We start from the raw sequence: 15532 nt of genomic DNA on the forward strand, positions 1-15532 counted from the left end.
CAGAGCGACTGGTAATATGAGCGCTATCTGCTCTGGGAAGCCGTACCCGCGTCTGCCGCAGAGCCAGACGGGTGCACTGTGCTTGCGTCAGGTCCCCGTGTGAGGCATTCGGGAACCCCGGAGGGCAGCTGGTCCAGACAGGGCGTCCATTGATTGGTCGGTGTAGGGGATACCCCTATTAGTCTGAATAGAGGTCTCAGGGATCTCCGTTGAGTGCTACCGAAAGTATATGGATAGTCTTCACTCTCTGAATTTATGAAGAAGCGGCAGGTCTCCGTCTTGTCTGGCGCGGGCATACTCTGTTTGCTCCTGGGTAGCGACCTCTTTGCAGGGTCTGAAATCATCTCATTCCCCGGGATTCTCCTTCGAGCCGGAGTAATCTATCTCACCCTTGGCGTGATCACCTACGTTTTCTCGCCCATCACGATTCGGACCGCTGTTCTGGGTGGGATTTGCGCGGCAGGGCTGGTGTTCATCTCGGGAGCGGCAGTTATGTACACCTCCTACGTGCAGGGGGGTGGGTCGCCGCCGCAGACCGCCTCGCTCGTATTGACACAGGCCCAGGGCGTCCTCGTGACCCTGCCTATCAGTGCAGGGTACCTATCGGGCGTTCTGGCCCGCGCCGATCGTCGAAGATCCGCGATAGAGGTATTTCTCGGGGCGGTCGTGGTCGGCGGGTACGCCGGAGCGGTAGCTGCGCGGGCACTCGGCTCCGCGTCGGGGTTCACAGAGATGGCATTTATGATTGGGGCCATCACAACTGGTGGATTAGCAGTACTTCCCCTCGTGCTGATGCAATCTGGAACAGCCGTAGAGGGGGATATACCGGAACCACCAGAGTCGATCGACTGGTGATAGGGGGCGATGTGCTATCCGAAAAACTGCTCTCTGAATACATCCAGAATCCAATATCCGTAGGCCTCTCACTTGTCGTCGCTCTGGCCATCTTACGCCAATAATCTCGTGGATTATTGCTCGGCAATTTGGCACCTACCTAAAACACAGATGTTCGAATTTGTGCTATTCCCAAATGGAGATCACGAGGTAGTATATCGTGAGCCAATTATGGATCGCTCCCGAATAGCTCATTGTGACGCCTAGAAACGGATGTGTGGCGGCGCTCCGGCCGTTCGGCATTTGGGGAGCTCACGACCACCCAGAGGTGATATTCAGCGTCTGTGGGCGTGACAGAACCAACATCGCCGTCACGAGCGGGTATCTGAAGTGAGTGACGTAAATGACGATGAAACGGATGACGAACTCCGTGAGTCGCTCGACCGGGCCGCATCCGGGGCTCCAGCCGCGGGGTGGGCCGTTCGGGATCGCTTCTCGGCGAACGAGATCTTCGAACGGATTCTGGCCAGTGCCGCCCAGGAAATCGGGGCCCCGAAACAACAACTGTTTTTCAGCGGCCTGGCCGCCGGCTTCGCCATCGTCCTCACCTTCCTCGGGCATATCGTCGGGGTGGAGATGTTCCCCGATAATCGGTTCTTGAGCTCGATCCTCTATCCCGTTGGATTCATCTACATCATCCTCGGCCACTATCAATTGTATACCGAGAACACGTTACCCCCCGTCGGCCTCGTCCTCGCTCGCCTCGCCAGTCTGCCACTCCTGATGCGCGTCTGGGGGGTTGTATTGATCGGCAACATCGTCGGAGCGGGACTCGGTGCGTACTTGTTGGTGTACGGTGGGGTCCTTTCGCCGGAGGCAGTCCAGACCGGGACGACGTTCGTCAGTGGCGGCCTCGATCACGAATGGTGGTCGATCTTCAACCGGGCGCTGTTCGCCGGGTGGTTAGTCGCCGGTGTTGTCTGGCTCGATCACGCCGCACGAGATACGATCTCGCGGTTGTTCATCATCTATATTTCCTTCTATCTGATCGCCGCTGCCGACCTCTATCACGTGATTACGGCTGCGGCTGAAGCGTTCTACTTTCTGCTAACCACTGACTCGGGCGTTTTCGTCGTCTTCTCTCAGTACTGGTTGCCGATCTTCCTCGGCAATACTATCGGCGGCGTGTTTTTGCTTACACTGGTGAACTACGCTCAAACCGAGCAATCGCGGTACCCTGGTATCCGGGAACTCACGATGCGCGAATTACTGTTCAGTTGGCGCGGAGGGACAGAGGCAGGACCGTCAGCCGAAACAGGCGATACTACCACTGATACTGAGTCCTGATAGGCCAACTCCCTTTGGCACTTGTTCGAGATACGTAAGAACGGACACCGAGTTTCGGTCGGTACACTGCGGGCAGGTAGTGAGCTGAAGCCCTATCTTTCAGGGTCCAAGGAGGTCGATTCGAGAGAAGACCGGTGTCGAGAAGAGGTGACGGCGTTCTCGGACCGTATTTCAGTGTCTGATTGGTAATCCTTGATATTCCTCGTCGAATTCCCGCTCTATCCGGTCTACTTTCGGAACGTCGGGAGGCGAAGCACGCATTCAATGGTGATCACAGATACTCCTGTTCACGGAGGTCTTTCCAGACTCGTTCCCCGGTGTCGGTGAGACCGTAAACGCGGCCTTTCCGACGGTCCTCGTCGACCAAGAGTTCGATGCAATCCTTCTCCCGTAATTGCGAGAGGGCGTGGCTGATGCTGGCCATGGTTGCGTCCGTCCGCTCGGTTATCTGTGAGGGGGTCGACGGGTGGTCGCTCAATTCCTGGATGACCAGCTTCCGGTATCGCGAGGCGATGACGAACCCGATGAGATTCCAATCGTCGGTCATGAACTGCATCTATTGACCAGAAGATGTCTCTTAGTTTTGCGTCGCTTAATAGCTTGACAAGCGTTCACAGTCACTCAGGACCGATACGGAATCACATCTTGTTGGCAACAAGTTCAAGCCGGGTCTTTATTTCGAGAGATGGCTTCAGCCCCGGCTTACCCAGTTACTTAGGGGTATTACTGAAGGTGACAGGAGTTCTTCACCCGTTCACGATGTCGAGCCTGGCAGAGTACATCGAATGCCGCAATTGTGGATTCGTCACGTACTCGGAAGATTCCTCAGCACCTGAACCGCGGAACTGGGACGCGTGCCCGGACTGTCACTCGACAGAGTTCGAGTTCACGAACCGCTGAGTCCGCGCGACACGCATAGCAATTCGATTCGCCTCTCCGGTGGTATCGGATAGTAGGAAGGGGGGAATGGAATCGGTGACGCTTCGCAGCCTACTATTCAATCGACGATTCGAACGATAAGCGGTAACGATTCTGTTTGGTTCCGTAGTAGACTGATATTTTCCGGCACACTGGGACGCTGAACGGTGAATTGGGACGCGATGGTCGGTAGAAGGAGAGATCGTATCGTAGTGGGGTGATGCCCTCTCTTAGAGGACTCCAGTGATGAAGCCGAGACCCATGAGACAGAGCACGAAAGCGGAAAACGCCGGTAGATACGGCGTGTACCGTTCGACACGTTCCTCGGAGTGCTGGTAGCCAGCAATCAAGAGCATCGTCAGCCCCACGATGCCCAAAATCACGGTCAGTGCATACGCCACCATCAGTTCCAAACAGTAGACCGAACCCGCACAGAGGGCGATAATCTCGAACTCCTCCTCGTGGGCGAACCCGAGGACGAACGCGAACCACGCGATCCCGAAGAGGCCACGATCGGCGGCTTCATCGAGTTCATGGTGGGAGTGCGAGTGCCCACCGACGAACGGAACGAGCCCCTTCAGACGGGAAATGAGTCCACTGCTCTCGTGGGCCTGCGATTGGCTGTGGTCGTGGCCCTGCGGATGGTTGTGCTGGTCGTCCGAGTCATGACCGTGTCCGTGTGGGTGCTCGGAGTCGTGATCGTGCTGCTGGTCGGGACCGTGGGTGTGCCCGTGATCACCACCGTGGTTCCCGTGGGAGTGGCCGTGAACGTACTCGCGGACGCCCAGCGCGATCAGCAACACACCGGCCACGAGACTCACCGGCCCACCGATTTGAAGATCACCGAGTACGGTGATCGGTTCGTCGACCTGCGTGAGATCGAAGTACGCTTTCGCATAGAAGAACACCGCGACCATCGCTAGACTGCTGATGAGGTGGCCGACGCCGATGAGGAGGCTAGCAGCGAGGCCGTACAGCCACTTGTTCGACTGGTCGAGGGCGTACGAGGCGGCCACGGGCCAGCCGTGGCCGGGTTCGATACCATGTATCGCTCCAAGTGCGATCGCGCCCACCAGTACACCGATGTTTTCACCGACCACCATCTCGTTGCGTGATTTGAGAGGGCACCCGGGATATGGGTATTTAATACCGAACCCCGGAAACCGTCATAACACGCAGTAGGTCTATGCGAACGAGTTTCAGTATTCCCGACGAGGTCATCGCCGAGTTCGATACGGTCTGGCAAGACCAGGGCCTGGAGTCCAGGTCTCGGGCCGTGCGTGAGGCGATGTTGGAGTACATCGAATCCCACTCGCAGCTGGAGGCGATGACCGGTGAGGTCGTCTCGCTCGTCGGGTTCGATTACCGCCACCACGACGTGATCGCGGAGCTGCACGCGGTACAACACGAGTACCAGGACGTGATCTTGAACACGAGCCACACCCATCAGGGCGAGTGGTGTCTGGAATCGCTGTTCTGTCGAGGGCCAGCGAACCGAGTTCGAGAACTGACCTACCGGCTCCGGGATTTCGACGGCGTGCGCCGTGTGAAAGTGATGGTGATCCAGGATACGGTCGAGGATTCGTGAGAGAACGTTCGGAGACGATGTTTCTGCTTCCGTCATCTCGAAGTGCTGATACTCTCGCAGGCTCCGCCGCTGGGCTGATTCAGTCTTGCCACGTTGGAACCATCTGACGCCTGGATCAGGCGGTACAGGAGTATACGTATCGATGAGCCGGGGTGATGTGAGGCTGGTCGTGTAAAGACGCGTGATGATGGCTCACGAGCAGACGTGGAAAGCCAAGGTGGCGAGAATCGCGTTTAATACGGCATATGGGAGGACTTCAGCACCGATAGCACCGAGATAATTATATTGCTAATTGACTTGCGTATGAATATGCCGGACAGCCCTCCACGAACACCATTAGTGAAGCCAAAGCGGTACTTCGACGAAGCTGACGACCCGCTACCACGAGGCTTAGCCGCATTCGCTCTGTACCTCATCGGGACATCGTTTCTCATGTATACTGCCGTCCGTGGGGTGGTTCAGAGGATTCAATCCCCTCCTGTCGGACTCAAACGCCATCTGATGAACAGGGTGTTCGAATGGATACTTCTCTCTGCCATATTGGGGTGTATTGTGCTGCTCGGTATCGCTGCTATCCTCCACTACGGGAGTGGACCCCCAAGGATGCAGGGTGGCGAGTTCCACGAGGCAGTAGCGGTGGCGGCATGGGGATATGCACCGAACGCGTTGTCCGTTCCGTTCTCATATCTGTTGATTCGCCGAAAGCTCGATGAGTTCGAGAGTAGTATCACGAGCCCAGAAGCTCTCCAAGCGCAGGCCGAAGCAATGCAGAGTTCAGGCGGTAGCCTCCATATAGTACTGTCACTCGCCGTCATCATCTGGAGTGTTTACATCCTTGGACATGGGATTCATTCGACGCACGGCATAAATCTCCAGGATGGCCTTGTGCTCGCTGGATTCATTGGCCTGTTCGCGTTCCTCTGGAACTTCATCTAACGCCGCAGCAATCCGTGACGGTTCGACGACCGGTCCAGATTGGAAGACGTTCTATCCACAGGTTCAGTGTGAGGCTGATCCAGTTCTGTCGCGCTGGAACATCCTACGCTTGGTTCGATCGGTACAGGGTATTCGTGCCTCAGTCAGTGGAACGCTGTCAATCCTCGATTACCGTTCCTGTTCAGGTGGGTGTACAGATCCCCCGTTTTACGCGGAGCTACACCGACCGTCAATCAGCCGTCCCCGCTCCGAGAACGGCGCCACAATCGGGACAGGTGAAGGCCTCACACTGGGAGTTCGGAACGAGATCGCCGTTCACCGTCAATTCCGCTATGCGACTACCGCAGTCTGGACAGTGAGCCATGACGACTTACAGATTTTTTCAGAGTATCAAATCCATGCACCCTTAGATTTCAGGTCTGTCATAGGCTCGGATACCGAGAGATACACAGACGCAATCGCTCGGCTGATCCAGTCTCGTTTTGGTGGGACCACCTCATCCCCGTATCGATCGATACAGGTGACGCAAGTATCGGGTACCGCAGCCCACGACAGCTACTGTCGTCTCTGTCACTCGGTGACGTAAAGCGACTCCTCATTGTCTCTCCAGGTATGCACCACCGACAAATGTCCAGTCGATCGACGAGGGACGCACTCCGGATTGGAGTTGCCACTGGAGTCACGATTCTCTGTCTCTCTCTCGTGACTGGCTACTTCGTTGGCGGTTGGAGCCTCAGTGACTTCCTCACTCATCTGACTCCCGCGACCGTCGGGTGGGTGGTGTTGGCCAGTGGAATGGCGATCGCCGTCTTCGCCATCCCCATCGCAGCGTATCTCCGGTTGCAAGTGGTGGCGCCCCTCGTCATCCTAGGCTTGCTCCTTCTTGGATGGATCGGCCTCGGTCTCGGGCAGGGAATTCCCCTCACAGCTGTCTTCGGGCTTGCCCTTTATGCCCTCTATCTAAGCCCGGTCTATCTGCTTCTCTATCTCGTCTGTGGTGGCATCGAGTACAGGGTGCAAAACTGAAAACGGAGTGGCTACTTGCAGGCACGGATCAGGTGATTCAGTCTCGTCGCGTTCGAACCCACTCCCGCTAGGTCGATGGAGGGTCCAAATCGGTACTACCGATGAGCCGGTCCCGGGTTAAGCGAATCGTCAGATATAGGCCGCGAGATACGCGGCAGAAGCATTTATTGAGTCATCGGTTCGAATGCAGATATGCCGACTCAGTCGCTTCTGGAATCGATCATCGAACACGATTCCGACAGACTCCTCGTTTACGGGGCGATTTTCATCGCGGTCGCTGTAGGTGGACTCCTCGGCACAGGCATAGCGTGGATGTATCTGGTTCCTCTGTTTCTCGTCATCGGATTTCTCGGGATTGTCGGGTATTACTACCGACAGACAGTACATTCCGGCTGACCCCACTCACCGATGGATACGAAGGCTCAGCCAATCGGCAGATTCAGTCTCATCCCGCTGGAACCATCTGACACCTCGAGTGCCTCTTCTAAAAAGGAAGAGAGGCACTGTCCTGTGTATTCCAATCGTGATGCAGTAGAACGAGCCCGACAGGGTTAACCCGAAAAATCGCCCGAAGGCGCGGCGATAACGTTCCGCGCGGAACGCAGCCAGATTAACAGCGCCGCTGGGAAGCAGTCCACATCATGGTGCGATTCACCCCACCACCATGACCGACGATCTCGAACCGATCGATCCGCACGACGCAATCGAATGGTACCTCGAAGACAAACGCGATGAATACTCCGACTCAACGGTCGAGGCCCAGAGCTACCGACTCGCCATCTTCGCCGACTGGCTCGTCGACGAGCGAGACATCGAGAACCTCAACGAGATTACCGGCCGCGATCTCATGCGGTACAAGACCTGGCGTGGACAGAACCTCGCCAAAGCCAGCCTGAAAGGCCAACTCGCAACTGTCCGTGTCTTCCTCCGCTGGTCATCCCAGATCGACGCGGTTCCGGAACGACTCTACGAGAAAGTCCAGCTCCCCACCATGGGGAAGAGTGAGGGAAGCCGAGACGTGATGGTCGACGGCGATGAAGCGCGACAGATCCGAGCCTACCTCAGCGAGTTCCGGTACGCCTCACTGTGGCACACCTACGTTGAGCTGCTCCTTTCAGGGTTACGCGTCGGCTCGATCCACTCACTGGACGTACCCGACTACGATCCAGAGGAACAATCCCTCCAAGTTGTCCACCGTCCCGAGACGGGGACCACGCTGAAGAACGGCGAAGAGGCAGAGCGCAAAATCGCCATCACGGACAAGGCAGCGACAGTCATCGATGACTGGCTCGCCCATCAGCGGCCGGATGTCGAAGACGATTACGGCCGAGAACCCCTCTTAGCAACCAGTCAGGGAAGAGCCGCCAAACAAACGCTTCGCAGCATCTCTTACAAGATCACTCGACCATGCTTCTACAGCAGTGAGTGCCCGGACGATCGAGAAATCGAGTCCTGTGAAGCCAGAGTACGTGGAGGGGATAGCGCGAACAAATGTCCTTCATCAAAAAGTCCCCACCCGTGGCGGCGAGGAACCATCACCCGGATGCTCCGCAAGACAGACGCGCCCGATCGGGCAGTGTCAGGCCGGTTCGATGTTGCTCCCGACGTCATCGACAAACACTACGACCGGCGCTCAGAGGAAGAGAAGATGGAATCGAGACGGAAGTGGGCTGAGGACCTCGACGAGGAGTAGATAAGGGCTGTGACTGCGATAGCCGGAGAATAGCCTCCACCCCAGTTTCTCGGTATTGGAGTACCCGGGTGGGGACAGACATATAAATCAGACTGTTGCACCGATATAAAGTTTAAGTGAATAGGAACACAGACCCTTTACAATGACAAGGAACGCGAACAGTGTATCAATAGAAGGACCCTGCATCACGCTCGATATACCAGCTCAGGACAGCAGTATCTTCAGAAGCGAGACTATTGACAATTTGCTCGTGTTTTTAGGTCGTCATCCAGACGAGGCGTTTTCGATTACAGACCTCGCAGACGCAACCGAGCATTCACGGCCCAGTATCACCAAATCAGTAGATGTCCTCTCCAGCAACGACCTCGTCATCGAAAAACGAGACGGACAACGCCGACTAGTACAGATTAACCGGGAACGGCTCTCAGTCCCTGATGATCCGTACCTTCAGATACCTCAGAGAGAGTTCCACGAACCGATAAAGGCCGCTACAGAAGCGGTAGTAGACGAGCTAGGAGGAGTAATCGCCGTCGTTCTGTACGGGAGTGTTGCGCGTGGTGACGCCGATCGACGAAGCGATATTGACCTGTGGGTCTTGGTCGAAGACGACCGAATGGCGAACCAACGGCGAGCAAACCAGGTTAGACAGACCCTCGAAGAGGATACTTTCGATGGCCAACGCTACAGCTACGACATCGACGTCGAAGTGCTCCAAGCAGTTCCGAACTACGTAACAGAACTGCAAGAAATCGTCCACGAGGGACTCACTTTGTACGAATCCGAGGAGTTTGCCACGGTGAAGAGTCTGATACTACACGGGGAGGCAGATGAGTAACGATTCCGATCCGAAAGCGGTCAAGCAAGCCCTCTCAGACGCAATTGACGCGTTCAATGAACAGGGACGAGGGTTACCGACCTATGAAGAAGATATCGACACTACTACCGATTGGAAGACGCAGTTAACCAAGGGATGCAGACTGCTTCGAGCAGTCGATGAAATCCCGGGGGATAAGTTCTATACTGCGAATATTGAGCTCTGCTTCGGCGCGATAGAGCGATCGTTAGAGGCTTTTGCCCTTTCCGAAGGAGGAGACGAACTATCTGATTTCCACGACCACACATATTGCTACGAGCGAGTAACTGCTCTCGGACTCCTCTCACGAGAGACCGCAGACCAACTCAAGGGCCTCTACAACGAAAATAGGACAGATAGCTACTATGGCGGAAAGCAACCGACAGAGGAACAAGCGGAAGCGATCCAGCGACTAGCAAGCGAATTTCACCGCTACGTTACGGACCAGGTGCAGGAAGGTGGCGTCTGTACGTGCGACCGATGACGATCATCTACCCGAAATCAGCGATGTCGAGGAAGACGGTTCTGTCTTCGAACTTTTCCTTCTCAGGTCTCTCTAAGTAGTGTTTCCGAAGGACGGACATCGAGACGTTACACCGCTGCATGATCAGCCAGAACGGAAGCCCCTCGTCTCGCAGTTTCGTGATGTGAGTCGATCGAAGCTGATGGGGACTGACTGATTCAGGACATTTCGATGCGTTGTTTTTCCGAGATTCGGCTGGGCATTGCGCTACGTTCTTCGCATCTTCCGGCCGTTCATCCGGTTCGATAGGACAAGCGCTGTTATTGACAACACACGGCAGACTCATCGCGTACACGTCCCGTCTGAATGTCGAAGGCTGAGGGCGGCCACTGGTCGTTCCGATCAGGGGCATCCGACCAAATTCGTCTCTCACCTCCGGATGATTACAATCCAGGTAGTGAGAGAGGACATTTGCGGCCTTCAGAGGAAGCCAAATCGGCCGTTCACCACCTTCGCCGTTCTTCAGAGCTGTACCTTTAGCAGGCTTGTGCTTCGGTTTGAGATACGCAGTTTCGCCGTCAATGTAGAAATCATCTCGATCTAAGGATCGGAGCGTGCCCAGACGCATGCCCGTGTATAGAAACAGAGACACGATGGTATGCTCACGCGAGCCGTAACGGATTTGTCCGGCACTTTCAACGATACTTTTTGCCCTTCCCCAATCTATCGGGTCCAGCCTGACCTCATCTTCAACGCCAATGTCTAGTTTTGTCGGGTCTATCGCGCTAACGATCTGCGGTTCGATGAACCCGACAGTAGCGGCATGGGTGAGACACTGCTTCAGTACCTCCAGATCCTTCTCCAGCGTAGTAGCTGCGACGTTGCTTGCTCTATGCTGTTCCCAGTCACTGAGGAGCCTTCCATTCAGGTTACTCATCGAATGGAGGTTCTGCTCCTCACAGAACTCTAGGAACTGATTCAGCTTTGACTCGTACGTTTCAATACTACTCTCGCCTACTCGATACTGCTTGCTATCAATGAAATCCTGGATGGCCTCCGCAGGGGAGACATCCTCAAGATCATATTGGCCAGTCAGCGCCCCGCACGGCTCGTAAGCGTCGTACTGTTCCATCACATGAATGCGATCGATGGAATCCCCGTCTTCGAGTACCGCAGACTGTCTACCGTCCAATACGCTGTCATTCTCATCGTTCGACAGAGATACCTCTGTCTGACTATCTTCTGCGCTCATATTGATCGCTACCGCACCACTGACCCCGGTAAGTCGGGGCGTTCAGCGCGTCTACTCTCCGCTATGAGAGGTGGTATATTAGTGTTAAGGGACACCCCGGCGTAGAAGGCCAATTCATCCGGAAGAGATTGACGAAAATTTCTACGAAGGCCTGGGATAAGAGGTAAGGCCATCTAAGGGAGTATTGACGCGTCTAAATCCGTGTCTTGGCAGACGCCTATGGGAGGATAGCCTGACTAAATATTACTATGGGGATTTTCGTATTCCTCACTCCTCCAGTTTTCCCCAGTCAATGCGATATATGACATGAGGAGGTAGCGATCTAGCATACGTACCTTCCTCTTCTTCCCATATATCGATCCAGCCATTCTCTCTAATCCGGATATTCTCGACATCCCATTCTCCCCGTTCATCCAGATATTCATCAGCTTCTTTGCTAACATGGACTGTTGCTTCAGGCGACTCAATACGGACTATATCGTGGATTTTCTGGGTCATACGATAGACAGATGTATATGTGGCTAAAGTACAATAAAACCCAAACTATGCGCACATGTGCGCAAACTGGCGCTCAGAATGAGGCTGGCTAGAATCTCTCTCCCGTTCTACTTTCCTGTATCGATCGAACTGAGTGGAGGATACCCCCAGGGCGGCGAGGCTGAGACGACCGAACGAGTGAGCCTGCGTATTGCCCCATACTTTTCCAACCGGATCCAGATACTATTGAGAGTCATCGACACTATTCCGGATTGTCCGCCAGACTACGAGACAGGAGACACGTTTACCATCTTGGGAATCTTGGGCCCCTTATGGCCGAACCCACCCAAGGGCGACCGATAGATATTCTCTTAGTTGAGCCGAATCCCGGTGATGTCAGGCTGACCAAGGAGGCGTTCAAAGACGGGCGTATCAGGAACGATTTACACGTCGTCAATAACGGCCAAGACGCGCTCGACTATCTTGAGGGCCAGGGGGAGTATGAGGGCCGCCCGAGACCCGATATCGTTCTCTTGGAAATCAATCTCCCGGACATGGATGGGATGGATATTCTCACGGCGATCAAGGAATCTGAAAAGTTAGAGACGATTCCAGTGATAATTCTCTCTTCGAGCGAAGCTGGGGAGGAAATCGTGCGGGGATACCAGCTCCAAGCGAACGCCTATATGACGAAGCCGCCGGACCCGGACGAGTTCATCCAGAAGATACGGACGCTGGCGAATTACTGGATACAGGTTGTCGAATTACCGGCCGATTGTGGATTGTAGGTCATTTGAATCGGAACGCCCTGGCCATCCCCGCCCCTCAGTCCCCGAGGGGGTGGATTCTTTCTCCGCTGTAGGTTCCGCCTCACGGCATCCATCTTCTACACCTTGTCTGTCGCTTCGGACACGATTCGGAAAAGTATGGCGAGAATCCGATAGGTAAGTCCCCTCTATCGACCGAATCGAGAGTAGAATGATTCCAGCACGACGAGACTGATTCAGCGGAGCGATCAGGTCTGCTTCCTGATCGATGGAGGATACGTTATCGATTCCCGCGTTCCGGGACTCGGAGGTACTATTATCACTTTCTCTGGACTATCTTCGCTCATGAGTTCCCCAGCTGATGCACACACCCGGTATAACCAACTCCGATCGACCATCGGTGGCGTCACCGTCGAGGGACAAGCCCACTCGCTCAGCGCCTGGTTTGTCCTCGCGTTACGCCTCGTCATCGGGATCGCGTTCCTCTACTCCGGCGTCGAGAAAGTCCTCGGTGGATTCTCCGCCGGGGGGTATCTCGGGAACGTCGCGGCGACGAACGGGAATCCCCTGGAGGGGCTGTTCCTCTGGATGAGCCAGACCCCCTGGTTCGTCGAGTTCGTCAACGTTGCCGTTCCGTGGGGCGAAGTCGCCATCGGCCTCGGCATCATCGTCGGGTTGCTGACTCGACTGGCCGCGTTCTTCGGCGCGTTCATGATGTTGTTGTTCTACTTCGGGAACTGGGATATGGCACACGGCCCCATCAACAGCGACTTCATGTACATGTTGGTGTTCCTCTCGGTGGCCGCCTTCGGCGCTGGTCGCATCCTCGGCCTCGATCAGTACGTCGAACAGTACGAGATCGACGGCCAACCCCTCATCGAGAGATACCCACGGCTTGGCCTCCTTCTGGGCTGATTGAGTATGTAAAAGGTGTACAAAAGGATTATTGGTGAGACCCCATTAATTATTAGTCAATCTGTTAGTGACTAGTAGATAGGGGTGGTATGATTCTACCGTTGTTGGCCATTCTGCCAGAACAGAGTCGCCGCTTTTTCCGTCGCTATCGAGTTGATTACCATCTAGACATACATCCCCATAATGACTTAGGAGCCACCATCTTGGCCCCTGCCCATATTGTCATAGGTATGTCGAAGACTGAAACAGAGGCGAGATGCGCCGCCCAGTGTCGTTCCTGCGGAGATATCTACCCAGCGGAGGTTCGTGGCGATGGGTCACCCCAGCCCATCGGCGTTGCCTCCTGCACCTGTGGCAGTGACGACTTTCGGCAAGTCGGCGACTGAGACATCGTATCCGCCCCCTTCGGTGTCAGTAGTACGTGAAACTATGAGTAGTGGTCGGTCCCCGAGTAAAACGGGCCGTGACAATAGTCGTCCGACATTCATACGTCAACCTCTATAGACTCAAACGAGACGAACATGAATCAGAGGGCGAATATTAACTTAAATCGGTAGATAATTACGGGAATAACACAGAGAGTTTCGTATGTCTTCGACAGTAGTTGGTGAGCTCCAACCCCAGGAGGTCGTCGAAGCCCGCGTCGAATCCGGAGACGCACCAACCTGGGTGGCAGACCACTGGCAGACATTCAGCAACGGACTTCTCGGAGAACGCAATAACACTCCGTTCCCGTGTTTTTTCGGTGCAGAATCGGTTAGGGATGGCGACCCCCTTTACACGGCGGTCCCTTCTATGACTGACAAGGATGCCCTCCTTGGTCTCGGCCGAACACTTCTCGAGTATCTTGAGACCTACCAGGAACACAGCGAACGGGCCTCCCTCGTGACGTTCTTCCGTCCCCCATCGCGTGACCTCTCCGAGGCAGAGTATCACGAAACACTCTGGCATATCCTCCAGTTCCTCCATATCCACGATCCGGAACCGTGGCCCGAGGATATCCCGACCGAACCGGACGACCCGCATTGGGAATTCTCGTTCGGAGGCGAACCAATCTTCCCGACTTGTCGAGCACCGTTCTACGAGGAACGGAAAAGCCGATACTGTCCGATCGGATTAGAGATCACCTTCCAGCCACGGGCACTATTCGAGAACCTGAACGTCACAGCTGATGAAGAGACAGGGCAGCGTGCACGCGAGATCATCCAGGGGCGGCTAGAAGAGTACGATGGCGTCTGTCCCCACGCTGATCTCGGTGACTGGGGAGTCGATGGTGACCGCGAGTGGGTACAGTACATGCTCTCATCGGATGAAACCCAGATGCCGGATGTCTGTCCGATAACCGTGACGCGAGAGCATCCGAAGTCGGACATCCTGCTCGACAGAAGCGAACCGATTGCCGATACTCCACGACGATGATATCAACTACGCCACCCGCGCTTATTCTCGTTGATTTCCAACAGGGATTCGGCGACGAGGAGTGGGGCACTCGAAATAACCCCGATGCAGAGATGGCTGCCGTTCGACTCCTCGAAGAATGGCGAGAGCGAATGTTCCCCATCGTCCACATCCGACATGACTCGGCGGAACCTGACTCCCCGTTACGGAGCGATAAACCAGGGTACGAATACGTGCCCGGACTCGAGCCAGAAACCGGCGAGGCGCAATTCGTCAAAGAGGTAAATGGGGCGTTCGTGGATACGGGTCTGGCAGAGTGGTTACGGAAACGCAGCATCGAAACCCTTGTCGTCTGTGGATTGACGACGGACCACTGCGTTTCTACGACGATTCGGATGGCCGAAAACCGCGACTTTGAGGTATTAGTTCCACGCGACGCCACGGCGACGTTCGACCGATCACTCGACGATGAGCACTTCGAAGCAGCGTTAGTCCATAGAACGGCCCTCGCACAACTCGACGGAGAATTCGCGACGGTCACAACCACCGACGAGATTCTCGAAGAAATCGCTAGATAAGACTGTTCTCCTTGATGCCGGCCTGAGACTCCCCCCGTCGTCTCCGCTATCTCTGCTGACGATTTCCCTCCCTCAAGTAGCCACAGCATCAGAGACACGTGAACGTCAAGAAGAATACCCAGAATCCTTGGATGGTCAAACATGGTGATGTATTCAGTATTCGTTAAAGACCCAAACTATCTCTGGATATTCGGAATCGTATGGGCTGCTATTCTAGTTCTTCTAGGTCATTTGTCCACAACACTTTAGTAGCATTGCGCATATGGTGTTAGTACGATGAGCGTCCAAGACCCAGACACGCCATCCGTACCGACGACCGACTCGCCGAGTGCCCCTCGCTGTGCCAGCTACATGGGTTGTCGCCACTGTGAAGAGGGGAATCTCGTCTACGATCACGCGGCTGGAGCATCCCGCTGTAGCAGTTGCGGCGAACTCGACTGATCACCAACCCGGTGGACATACCGTCCCCCTCACCCAACCATGAACA

The 15532-nt window shown here is 55.2% G+C and carries 17 protein-coding genes; 13 read left to right on the forward strand and 4 right to left on the reverse strand.

Annotation, left to right across the window (positions count from 1 at the left end; translation table 11 throughout):
* Positions 1–255: 255 nt before the first annotated feature.
* Positions 256–855, forward strand: a complete 600-nt coding sequence (locus HWV07_RS09000; RefSeq protein WP_178333981.1) for a hypothetical protein — start codon at positions 256–258, stop codon at positions 853–855.
* Between the two features lie 369 nt (positions 856–1224).
* On the forward strand, positions 1225–2181 hold the full coding sequence (locus HWV07_RS09005; RefSeq protein ID WP_178333982.1) for a formate/nitrite transporter family protein: 957 nt from the start codon (positions 1225–1227) through the stop codon (positions 2179–2181).
* 271 nt (positions 2182–2452) lie between these two features.
* On the opposite strand, the gene HWV07_RS09010 is transcribed toward HWV07_RS09005, so the two are convergent.
* Both HWV07_RS09010 and HWV07_RS09015 read right to left on the reverse strand, forming a co-directional pair.
* Positions 2453–2737 carry a winged helix-turn-helix domain-containing protein gene (locus HWV07_RS09010; RefSeq protein WP_246279857.1) on the reverse strand — a complete coding sequence of 95 codons (285 nt, stop codon included), beginning with the start codon at positions 2735–2737 and terminating at the stop codon, positions 2453–2455.
* A 592-nt stretch (positions 2738–3329) separates the two neighbouring features.
* A complete protein-coding gene (locus HWV07_RS09015) occupies positions 3330–4202 on the reverse strand; it encodes a sulfite exporter TauE/SafE family protein (RefSeq protein ID WP_178333983.1) in 873 nt (290 codons plus the stop codon).
* Positions 4203–4285: 83 nt separating this feature from the next.
* Here HWV07_RS09015 and HWV07_RS09020 point away from each other — a divergent pair, with 83 nt between their 5' ends.
* The 7 genes from HWV07_RS09020 to HWV07_RS09050 all read left to right on the forward strand — a co-directional run bounded on the left by HWV07_RS09020 (position 4286) and on the right by HWV07_RS09050 (position 9679).
* Complete coding sequence (locus HWV07_RS09020; RefSeq protein ID WP_178333984.1) at positions 4286–4687, forward strand: CopG family ribbon-helix-helix protein; 402 nt, start codon at positions 4286–4288, stop codon at positions 4685–4687.
* Between the two features lie 309 nt (positions 4688–4996).
* Positions 4997–5623 carry a YIP1 family protein gene (locus tag HWV07_RS09025; protein ID WP_178333985.1) on the forward strand — a complete coding sequence of 209 codons (627 nt, stop codon included), beginning with the start codon at positions 4997–4999 and terminating at the stop codon, positions 5621–5623.
* Positions 5624–6235: 612 nt separating this feature from the next.
* Positions 6236–6649 carry a hypothetical protein gene (locus HWV07_RS09030; RefSeq protein ID WP_178333986.1) on the forward strand — a complete coding sequence of 138 codons (414 nt, stop codon included), beginning with the start codon at positions 6236–6238 and terminating at the stop codon, positions 6647–6649.
* Between the two features lie 192 nt (positions 6650–6841).
* Positions 6842–7045: a hypothetical protein gene (locus tag HWV07_RS09035; RefSeq protein ID WP_178333987.1), complete on the forward strand. Its 204-nt coding sequence runs from the start codon at positions 6842–6844 to the stop codon at positions 7043–7045.
* Between the two features lie 268 nt (positions 7046–7313).
* Complete coding sequence (locus HWV07_RS09040; protein WP_178333988.1) at positions 7314–8342, forward strand: tyrosine-type recombinase/integrase; 1029 nt, start codon at positions 7314–7316, stop codon at positions 8340–8342.
* Positions 8343–8484: 142 nt separating this feature from the next.
* Positions 8485–9177, forward strand: coding sequence for a nucleotidyltransferase domain-containing protein (locus HWV07_RS09045; RefSeq protein ID WP_178333989.1), 693 nt, complete (start codon positions 8485–8487; stop codon positions 9175–9177).
* Entirely contained in the window at positions 9170–9679 is a 510-nt protein-coding gene (locus HWV07_RS09050; protein ID WP_178333990.1) for a DUF8154 family protein, read from the forward strand. The genes HWV07_RS09045 and HWV07_RS09050 overlap by 8 nt, the downstream gene beginning before the upstream one ends.
* A gap of 7 nt (positions 9680–9686) precedes the next feature.
* On the opposite strand, the gene HWV07_RS09055 is transcribed toward HWV07_RS09050, so the two are convergent.
* Both HWV07_RS09055 and HWV07_RS09060 read right to left on the reverse strand, forming a co-directional pair.
* The gene (locus tag HWV07_RS09055; protein WP_178333991.1) at positions 9687–10910 is read right to left on the reverse strand and encodes a tyrosine-type recombinase/integrase; all 1224 of its coding nucleotides are present in this window, start codon (positions 10908–10910) and stop codon (positions 9687–9689) included.
* 267 nt (positions 10911–11177) lie between these two features.
* The gene (locus HWV07_RS09060) at positions 11178–11408 is read right to left on the reverse strand and encodes a hypothetical protein (RefSeq protein WP_178333992.1); all 231 of its coding nucleotides are present in this window, start codon (positions 11406–11408) and stop codon (positions 11178–11180) included.
* A 311-nt stretch (positions 11409–11719) separates the two neighbouring features.
* Here HWV07_RS09060 and HWV07_RS09065 point away from each other — a divergent pair, with 311 nt between their 5' ends.
* The 4 genes from HWV07_RS09065 (at position 11720) to HWV07_RS09080 (ending at position 15045) form a co-directional block, all read left to right on the forward strand.
* Positions 11720–12175, forward strand: coding sequence for a response regulator (locus HWV07_RS09065; protein ID WP_178333993.1), 456 nt, complete (start codon positions 11720–11722; stop codon positions 12173–12175).
* 324 nt (positions 12176–12499) lie between these two features.
* Complete coding sequence (locus HWV07_RS09070; protein ID WP_178333994.1) at positions 12500–13069, forward strand: DoxX family protein; 570 nt, start codon at positions 12500–12502, stop codon at positions 13067–13069.
* 588 nt (positions 13070–13657) lie between these two features.
* On the forward strand, positions 13658–14488 hold the full coding sequence (locus HWV07_RS09075; RefSeq protein ID WP_178333995.1) for a YqcI/YcgG family protein: 831 nt from the start codon (positions 13658–13660) through the stop codon (positions 14486–14488).
* Positions 14485–15045: a cysteine hydrolase family protein gene (locus tag HWV07_RS09080; RefSeq protein WP_178333996.1), complete on the forward strand. Its 561-nt coding sequence runs from the start codon at positions 14485–14487 to the stop codon at positions 15043–15045. Before HWV07_RS09075 ends, HWV07_RS09080 begins: the two co-directional genes overlap by 4 nt.
* Positions 15046–15532: the final 487 nt, after the last annotated feature.

It is taken from the genome of Natronomonas salina, assembly GCF_013391105.1.
Lineage (GTDB): Archaea > Halobacteriota > Halobacteria > Halobacteriales > Haloarculaceae > Natronomonas > Natronomonas salina.

Coding starts and splice junctions, on each gene's coding strand:
- HWV07_RS09080 (WP_178333996.1), top strand. CDS start 14,485: ATGATATCAACTACGCCACCCGCGCTTATTCTCGTTGATTTCCAACAG.
- HWV07_RS09030 (WP_178333986.1), top strand. CDS start 6,236: ATGCACCACCGACAAATGTCCAGTCGATCGACGAGGGACGCACTCCGG.
- HWV07_RS09000 (WP_178333981.1), top strand. CDS start 256: ATGAAGAAGCGGCAGGTCTCCGTCTTGTCTGGCGCGGGCATACTCTGT.
- HWV07_RS09055 (WP_178333991.1), bottom strand. CDS start 10,910: ATGAGCGCAGAAGATAGTCAGACAGAGGTATCTCTGTCGAACGATGAG.
- HWV07_RS09015 (WP_178333983.1), bottom strand. CDS start 4,202: ATGGTGGTCGGTGAAAACATCGGTGTACTGGTGGGCGCGATCGCACTT.
- HWV07_RS09020 (WP_178333984.1), top strand. CDS start 4,286: ATGCGAACGAGTTTCAGTATTCCCGACGAGGTCATCGCCGAGTTCGAT.
- HWV07_RS09070 (WP_178333994.1), top strand. CDS start 12,500: ATGAGTTCCCCAGCTGATGCACACACCCGGTATAACCAACTCCGATCG.
- HWV07_RS09050 (WP_178333990.1), top strand. CDS start 9,170: ATGAGTAACGATTCCGATCCGAAAGCGGTCAAGCAAGCCCTCTCAGAC.
- HWV07_RS09040 (WP_178333988.1), top strand. CDS start 7,314: ATGACCGACGATCTCGAACCGATCGATCCGCACGACGCAATCGAATGG.
- HWV07_RS09035 (WP_178333987.1), top strand. CDS start 6,842: ATGCCGACTCAGTCGCTTCTGGAATCGATCATCGAACACGATTCCGAC.
- HWV07_RS09010 (WP_246279857.1), bottom strand. CDS start 2,737: ATGCAGTTCATGACCGACGATTGGAATCTCATCGGGTTCGTCATCGCC.
- HWV07_RS09025 (WP_178333985.1), top strand. CDS start 4,997: ATGCCGGACAGCCCTCCACGAACACCATTAGTGAAGCCAAAGCGGTAC.
- HWV07_RS09065 (WP_178333993.1), top strand. CDS start 11,720: ATGGCCGAACCCACCCAAGGGCGACCGATAGATATTCTCTTAGTTGAG.
- HWV07_RS09060 (WP_178333992.1), bottom strand. CDS start 11,408: ATGACCCAGAAAATCCACGATATAGTCCGTATTGAGTCGCCTGAAGCA.
- HWV07_RS09075 (WP_178333995.1), top strand. CDS start 13,658: ATGTCTTCGACAGTAGTTGGTGAGCTCCAACCCCAGGAGGTCGTCGAA.
- HWV07_RS09045 (WP_178333989.1), top strand. CDS start 8,485: ATGACAAGGAACGCGAACAGTGTATCAATAGAAGGACCCTGCATCACG.